Raw genomic sequence first — 5,276 nt, 5'->3', positions numbered from 1 at the left:
GCTCCGCGCAGCGGCCGGGCGCGGGCCCGGAACCCGCGCCTCAATCGCCGGCGGGGCTGGAGTTGTCCCCGGCGGGGCCGTGCCAAAGGGTGGGCCGGGCCCAGGTTTCGGGGCGCCGCCCCGGACCCCGCGCCTCAAACTCCCCCAGCTACCGCTGGGAGGTGCCCCCAGCGAGGCTGGAGTTGTCCCCGGCGGGGCCGTGCCAAAGGGTGAGCCGGGCCCAGGCGTCGGGGCGCCGCCCCGGACCCCGCGCCTCAAACTCCCCCAGCTACCGCTGGGAGGTGCCCCCAGCGAGGCTGGATTCGCCACTCCACCGGCCAAGCGGGACGCGGTGGCGGTCGCGGGTCGGGGGCTGGACGGGGGGGCTGTTACACAACCTATGGGTGTCCGTGCGTTCGTCGAGGTCTGGACCGCACAGCCTCGTGACAACGCCTCCGTACCTTCGAATCCGTAAGCAGGAGCGGTCGGCAGGAACGGAACGGAGGCGGTCTGAGATGGCGCACGGCGAGGTACTCGAGTTCGAAGAGTACGTACGTACCCGTCAGGACGCGCTGCTGCGCAGCGCCCGTCGCCTGGTCCCGGACCCGGTCGACGCCCAGGACCTGCTGCAGACCGCGCTGGTCCGTACGTACGGCCGCTGGGACGGCATCGCCGACAAGTCCCTGGCCGACGCCTACCTCCGCCGCGTCATGATCAACACCCGCACCGAGTGGTGGCGCGCCCGCAAGCTCGAAGAGGTCCCCACCGAGCAGCTGCCGGACGCCAGCGTCGAGGACGGCGCCGAGCAGCGCGCCGACCGCGCCCTGCTGATGGACATCCTCCGGGTGCTCGCGCCCAAGCAGCGCAGTGTGGTCGTGCTGCGACACTGGGAGCAGATGAGCACCGAGGAGACGGCCGCGGCGCTCGGGATGTCGGCAGGGACCGTGAAGAGCACACTGCACCGCGCGCTGGCCCGGCTCCGCCAGGAGCTGGAGAGCCGTAACCTCGACATGCGCGCCCTGGAGCGGGGCGACCACTACGAGGGGCGGGAGCGTTGCGCGGCCTGAGTGGCAGAGGCCCCGACCGGGGGCCGCTCACACTGGTGTCGGCGGGGACGGTCGTCCTCGCCGGCTCCGTGCTGTTCATGGCCGCCGGCTGCAGCTCCGGCGGCACCGGCTTCAAGGACGAGGGCCCGGCCGCCTCCGAGTCGGTGGCCCAGTCCGTGCCGACCCCCAGGACCAGCCCCACCCCCACCCTCAAGAAGGTGGACGCGGTGGCGCTGGTCCGCGCCGATCCCAAGGTCAGCGCGCAGCTCAAGCGTGACCTGAAGCCCTGCGTCGGCAAGCAGTACCCGGTCGACGTGACGTACGGCAAGGTCACCGGCAACGCCTCCGACGACGTCATCGTCAACGTCCTCTCCTGCGCCGACGCGATCGGCGTGGGCTCTTTCGTGTACCGGCTCGAGGGCGACAAGTACGCGAACGTCTTCGCGACGGAGGAGCCGCCGACCTACGCCGAGGTGGACCGGGGCGACCTCGTGCTGACCCGGGAGGTCTACGGCAAGAGCGACTCCATCGCCTACCCGTCGGGCCAGGACGTGATCACCTACCGCTGGGTCGGGGAGAAGTTCGTCGAGCACGACCGGGTGCACACCGATTTCAGCAACACGGCCGACGGCGGCGGTCAGCCCGCCCCGGCCATCACGTCGAAGGGCTGAGAACTCCGATGGCCGAGACCCATGTGCTGTTCGTGGAGGACGACGACGTCATCCGGGAGGCCACCACCCTCGCGCTGGAGCGGGACGGCTTCGTCGTCACCGCCCGGCCCGACGGCCTGTCGGGCCTGGAGTCCTTCCGCGAGAACCGCCCCGACATCGCACTGCTGGACGTGATGGTGCCGGGGATGGACGGCGTGAGCCTGTGCCGCCGGATCCGCGACGAGTCGACCGTCCCGGTGATCATGCTGTCCGCGCGGGCGGACTCGATCGACGTGGTGCTGGGCCTGGAGGCGGGCGCGGACGACTACGTCACCAAGCCCTTCGACGGCTCCGTGCTGGTGGCCCGGATCCGGGCGGTGCTGCGCCGGTTCGGGCACGCCGGCTCCGGCGGTCCGGCCGAGGAGGAGCTGGGCGGCGAGCGCGGGGTGCTGACCTTCGGCGAGCTGGAGGTCGACACCGAGGGCATGGAGGTCCGCCGGGGCGGGGCGCCGGTGGCGCTCACCCCGACCGAGATGCGGCTGCTGCTGGAGTTCTCCTCGGCGCCCGGCACCGTGCTCTCCCGCGACCGGCTGCTGGAGCGGGTCTGGGACTACGACTGGGGCGGCGACACCCGGGTCGTGGACGTCCACGTGCAGCGGCTGCGCACCAAGATCGGGCAGGACCGGATCGAGACGGTCCGGGGCTTCGGATACAAGCTCAAGGCATGAAGCGGTTCACCCTGCGCACGGGCATCCGCTGGAAGATCAGTATCGCCATCGCCACCGTGGGCGCCCTGGTCGCGGTCGCCCTCAGTCTGGTGGTGCACAACGCCGCCCGGGTCTCGATGCTCCAGAACGCCCGCGAGGTGCAGATGGAGCGGATCGGCTTCATCTCGAAGAACGCCGAGGTCACCAAGAAGCCCCCGCTGGGCGCCAAGCTGAACGACCCCGACCTGCCGCGGGAGCTGCGCGACCGGGTCCGGGGCGGCCGGCGCGGCTCGTTCGTGCAGGAGCACGACGGCAAGGCCCCGGAGGTCTGGGCGGCGGTGCCGCTGGGCAACGGCCAGGTCCTGTCGGTGCACAACTCCTTCCAGGCCAACGCCAACCTCATGGAGGCCCTGGACGAGGCGCTGTGGGTGGGCTCGCTGGTGGCGATCGTGGCCGGCTCGGCGCTGGGCGTGCTCATCGGCGGCCAGATCTCGCGGCGGCTGCGCAAGGCGGCGAACGCGGCCGGCAAGGTCGCCCAGGGTGATCCCGGCGTGCGAGTGCGGGACGCGGTCGGGGGCGTCGTCCGCGACGAGACCGACGACCTGGCGCGGGCGGTGGACGCGATGGCGGACGCCCTCCAGCAGCGGCTGGAGGCCGAGCGGCGGGTCACCGCCGACATCGCGCACGAGCTGCGCACCCCGGTGACGGGGCTGCTGACGGCGGCCGAGCTGCTGCCGCCGGGCCGGCCGACCGAGCTGGTGCGGGACCGGGCGCAGGCGATGCGGGTGCTGGTGGAGGACGTGCTGGAGGTGGCCCGGCTGGACAGCGCGTCCGAGCGGGCCGAGCTCCAGGACCTGCGGCTGGGCGAGTTCGTCTCGCGGCGGGTGGCCTCGCTGATGCCGGAGGCCACGGTGCGGATCGTGGCCGACGAGATCGTGAGCACGGACCCGCGCCGGCTGGAGCGGATCCTGGGCAACCTGCTCGCCAACGCGGCCCGGTACGGCCGGCCGCCGATCGAGGTGGACGTCGAGGGCCGGGTGGTCCGGGTGCGCGACCACGGCCCCGGTTTCCCCGAGGCGCTGCTCCAGGAGGGCCCGAGCCGTTTCCGTACCGGTTCCTCGGACCGGGCCGGGGTGGGCCACGGGCTGGGCCTGACCATCGCGGCGGGCCAGGCGCGGGTCCTGGGCGCCCGCCTGACCTTCCGCAACGTCGCGGCCCCGGGCGGGATCGAGCGCGAGGGCGCCAGCGCCGGCGCCGTGGCCGTCCTCTGGCTCCCCGAGCACGCCCCGACCGCCACCGGCAGCTTCCCGATCATCCAACTCCCCCACTGAGCCGCGCCGGCTCCCCCGCCCCCGTCGTACGGGGGAGCCGGCGCGGGGTCACCAGGTCTTGCCGGCCTGTTCGCGGATGGTGCGGTTGATGCGGTTGAAGAAGTTGGTCAGGGCTATCTCCAGGGTGAGGGCGGCGAGCTGCTGCTCGTCGAAGTGGGCGGCGGCCGCGTCCCAGATCTCGTCGGTGACGCCGGCCTCGCCGTCCTGGATGCGGGTGGCGGCCTCGGTGAAGGCGAGGGCGGCCCGCTCGGCCTCGGTGTAGAAGGGCGTCTCGCGCCAGGTGACGACGTTGAACAGCCGCTCGTCGGTCTCGCCCTGCTTGCGGGCCGAGGCGTAGCCGCCGTAGACGCAGGGGCTGCAGCCGTTGATCTGGCTGGCCCGCAGGTGGACCAGCTCCAGCAGGCGCGGCTCGACGCCGCCGGCGTGGATCGCCTTGAAGAGGTGCTGGACGGCCGTGGTCACGTCGGCGTTCCCGGGGCTCTTGATGCGTGCTTCCATCGGTACTGCTCCTCGATCGGTTACCTGTGCCCTGCCGGGCCCGTCATCCCCCATGACGGAGCGGATCTTCGGGAGGTAACGAGATGTCCGACAGCACCGCCGCCGACCCGGTGGCCGAGGAGTTCCAGGCCCAGCGGGAGCGGCTGCGCGCGGTGGCGTACCGGATGCTGGGCTCGCACGCCGACGCCGAGGACGTGGTGCAGGAGGCGTGGCTGCGGCTCGCCCGGCAGGACGCGGGGCGCCCGGACAACCTGGCCGGCTGGCTGACCACGGTGGTCGGCCGGCTCAGCCTGGACGTGCTGCGCGCGCGGCGGGCCCGGCCGGAGGCAGCCTTCGACGACCGGGTACCGGAGCTGCTGGTGACGGTGGACCGGGCGCCGGGGCCGGCGGAGGAGAGCGCGCTGGGGGATGCGGTGGGGCTGGCGCTGCTGGTCGTACTGGAGTCGCTGGGGCCGGCGGAACGGCTGGCGTTCGTGCTGCACGACCTCTTCGCGGTGCCGTTCGAGGAGATCGGGCGGATCCTCGGCAAGTCCACCGCCGCCGCCAAGATGCTGGCCAGCCGGGCCCGGCGGAAGGTGCGGTCGGTGGAGCGGCCGGCGGTGGCCGGTCCGGAGCAGCGGGAGGTGGTCCGGGCCTTCCTGGCGGCGGCCCGCCGCGGTGACTTCGAGGGGCTGCTGCGGGTGCTGCACCCGGACGTGGAGCTGACGGTGGACGGGCCCGAGGGCCGGGTGGTGGTGCTGGGCGCCACCAAGGTCGCGGCCGGCGCCCGGCTGGCGGCCGCCTCGGGGGCCCCGGAGCGGGCCCGGGCGGTGCTGGTGGGCGGCCGGCCCGGGGTGGTGGCCTGGACCCCGGCGGGCGTGCCGCGGTCGCTGGTCACCTGCACGGTGGTGGACGGCCTGATCACCGGGATCGCGATCGTCACGGACCCGGCCCGGCTGGCCGCGCTGGACCTGCCGTTCCCGGAGTGACCCGTCGGCCGGGGGCCCGCGTAGGCACGGGCGTCTGCTCACCATCGGATGAGAGGATGACCGCTTCGTTCTCCTCGGAACCAAAGGTCTTGTTGGT

Annotated in this window: 6 protein-coding genes; 5 read left to right on the top strand and 1 reads right to left on the bottom strand. The window is 73.4% G+C overall.

The features are described 5' to 3' along the window. Positions 1-494 precede the first annotated feature (494 nt). The 4 genes from AB0O40_RS37475 to cseC are packed head-to-tail and all read left to right on the top strand — an operon-like array spanning position 495 to position 3,713. On the top strand, positions 495-1,046 hold the full coding sequence (locus tag AB0O40_RS37475; protein ID WP_365050736.1) for a SigE family RNA polymerase sigma factor: 552 nt from the start codon (positions 495-497) through the stop codon (positions 1,044-1,046). A gap of 35 nt (positions 1,047-1,081) precedes the next feature. Then, on the top strand, positions 1,082-1,696 hold the full coding sequence (locus AB0O40_RS37470; RefSeq protein WP_365050734.1) for a hypothetical protein: 615 nt from the start codon (positions 1,082-1,084) through the stop codon (positions 1,694-1,696). Positions 1,697-1,704: 8 nt separating this feature from the next. Beyond that, on the top strand, positions 1,705-2,403 hold the full coding sequence (cseB, locus tag AB0O40_RS37465; RefSeq protein ID WP_365050731.1) for a two-component system response regulator CseB: 699 nt from the start codon (positions 1,705-1,707) through the stop codon (positions 2,401-2,403). Then, positions 2,400-3,713 (top strand): two-component system sensor histidine kinase CseC, encoded by a 1,314-nt coding sequence (gene cseC, locus AB0O40_RS37460; protein ID WP_365050728.1) that lies wholly within the window; start codon positions 2,400-2,402, stop codon positions 3,711-3,713. Before cseB ends, cseC begins: the two co-directional genes overlap by 4 nt. A gap of 48 nt (positions 3,714-3,761) precedes the next feature. On the opposite strand, the gene AB0O40_RS37455 is transcribed toward cseC, so the two are convergent. Continuing rightward, positions 3,762-4,211, bottom strand: a complete 450-nt coding sequence (locus AB0O40_RS37455) for a carboxymuconolactone decarboxylase family protein (protein ID WP_365050725.1) — start codon at positions 4,209-4,211, stop codon at positions 3,762-3,764. Between the two features lie 83 nt (positions 4,212-4,294). Between AB0O40_RS37455 and AB0O40_RS37450 the strand changes: the two genes are divergently transcribed. Further along, entirely contained in the window at positions 4,295-5,179 is an 885-nt protein-coding gene (locus AB0O40_RS37450) for a sigma-70 family RNA polymerase sigma factor (RefSeq protein WP_365050722.1), read from the top strand. The last annotated feature ends 97 nt before the right edge of the window (positions 5,180-5,276 follow it).

It is taken from the genome of Streptomyces sp. NPDC089919, from assembly GCF_040684615.1.
In the GTDB taxonomy this organism is placed as follows: domain Bacteria; phylum Actinomycetota; class Actinomycetes; order Streptomycetales; family Streptomycetaceae; genus Streptomyces.
The sequence above is the reverse complement of the archived record's forward strand: the minus strand, read 5'-3'. Positions and strand labels throughout refer to the sequence as shown.

Excerpts from the sequence above, each read along its gene's own strand:
- AB0O40_RS37455 (WP_365050725.1), bottom strand. The coding sequence starts at position 4,211 with ATGGAAGCACGCATCAAGAGCCCCGGGAACGCCGACGTGACCACGGCC.
- cseB (WP_365050731.1), top strand. The coding sequence starts at position 1,705 with ATGGCCGAGACCCATGTGCTGTTCGTGGAGGACGACGACGTCATCCGG.
- AB0O40_RS37450 (WP_365050722.1), top strand. The coding sequence starts at position 4,295 with ATGTCCGACAGCACCGCCGCCGACCCGGTGGCCGAGGAGTTCCAGGCC.
- AB0O40_RS37475 (WP_365050736.1), top strand. The coding sequence starts at position 495 with ATGGCGCACGGCGAGGTACTCGAGTTCGAAGAGTACGTACGTACCCGT.
- cseC (WP_365050728.1), top strand. The coding sequence starts at position 2,400 with ATGAAGCGGTTCACCCTGCGCACGGGCATCCGCTGGAAGATCAGTATC.